This is a genomic window from Sphingomonas parva (ex Maeng et al. 2020) (assembly GCF_004564275.1).
In the GTDB taxonomy this organism is placed as follows: Bacteria; Pseudomonadota; Alphaproteobacteria; order Sphingomonadales; family Sphingomonadaceae; genus Allosphingosinicella; species Allosphingosinicella parva.
Window position 1 is genome coordinate 1 of record NZ_SPDV01000049.1, and the last position, 1,435, is coordinate 1,435.

General features: G+C 69.8%; 1 protein-coding gene. It reads right to left on the reverse strand.

Annotated features, from left to right (window positions below; all coding sequences use genetic code 11):
• Positions 1-750: 750 nt before the first annotated feature.
• On the reverse strand, positions 751-1,435 hold a 685-nt coding region (locus E2493_RS18165), incomplete at its 5' end, for an IS3 family transposase (protein ID WP_135089760.1).

The following is a 1,435-nucleotide window of genomic DNA, read 5'->3' on the forward strand; positions in this document are numbered from 1 at the left end:
CGAAGGCGAAGGCGGACGCGGGTCCGCCTGCGCAGCAGGGCGGAGCGATGCCGGGGGCATCGCGGCCCGCGTCATCCGAGCCGAAGGCGAAGGCGGACGCGGGTCCGCCTGCGAAGCAGGGCGGAGCGATGCCGGGGGCATCGCGGCCCGCGTCATCCGAGCCGAAGGCGAAGGCGGACGCGGGTCCGCCTGCGAAGCAGGGCGGAGCAATGCCGGGGCATCGCGGCCCGCGTCATCCGAGCCGAAGGCGAAGGCGGACGCGGGTCCGCCTGCGCAGCAGGGCGGAGCGATGCCGGGGGCATCGCGGCCCACGTCATCCGCGCCGAAGGCGAACGTGGCCAGTCCGTCAAAGCGGCTCCCACAGCCGCCGGTGCATATTCTCCCTGAGATCCCGGCGTTCGCCGGGATGACGTGTACTGGAGGGGCTCTCCAAGCCGTTACCCCGGCGAAGGCCGGGGTCTCCGGGAGAAAGCGGCGCGGCGCAGATGGAGCACGCCTCTTCGTGGCTTCGTGCTCTTCGTGGCGTCGTGCGGAAAGGCTGCCTCCGAGCCCCACCGCCGTGCGAGAACACGCCCCTTCGCGAACTTCATCCCCTCCGCTCTCTTCGCGTGGAACGACGGCACCGGCGCCGCGCTGCCGCCCGAGGATCCGTACGGGTCTCGGGCCCCCCTCCACCGCGCTCCGCGCGGTCCCCCTCCCCTTGCAGGGGAGGATCCAGTTGGAGTGCACCCCCTCGGTGAGACAAAAAGCTTAGACACAGATTGTTGTGCCTACCGCTATCGGCTGCGCCGCATGCGGCGGAGCCGATAGCAATCGATTGTCGCGTTCGAATGCCGCCGGTGACCGGTAGGCCAGGGCGGAATGCAGTCTCTGGCGGTTGTAGACCTCCTCGAGGAAGATGGCGATCCGCGCCTCGACGTCGGCCTGATCGCGATAGCAGCGGCCGTCGACCTCCTCGCGCTTCAGCGTGCGCATGAAGCTCTCCGCCATGGCGTTGTCCCACGGGCAGCCGGCGCGGCTCATGCTCGGCTGGATCCCGGCCGCGGTGAGGCGCTCGACATAGGCGGTGCAGGCATATTGGATGCCGCGGTCAGAGTGGTGCACCAGTTCGCCAGGCGCGATCGCCCGGGCGGCGAGCGCCATGTCGAGCGCCGCGAGAGCCAAGTCAGCTTTGAGATGGTCCGCCAGCGCCCAGCCCACCACGCGGCGGCTCCAGGCGTCGAGGATCACGGCGAGATAGACGAAACCCTCCGCCAGCCGCACGTAGGTGATGTCGGCCACCCACAGCTGGTTCGCGCCCGTGGGCATCATCTTGCGCGCCAGATTGGGGTAGACGCTGAAACGATGCCGGCTGTCGGTCGTCGGCGGACGGAACGTGCGCCCGGTGATGCACAGCAGATTGTCGGTCTGCCGGAGGCGCTGCACGCGCTTGTGA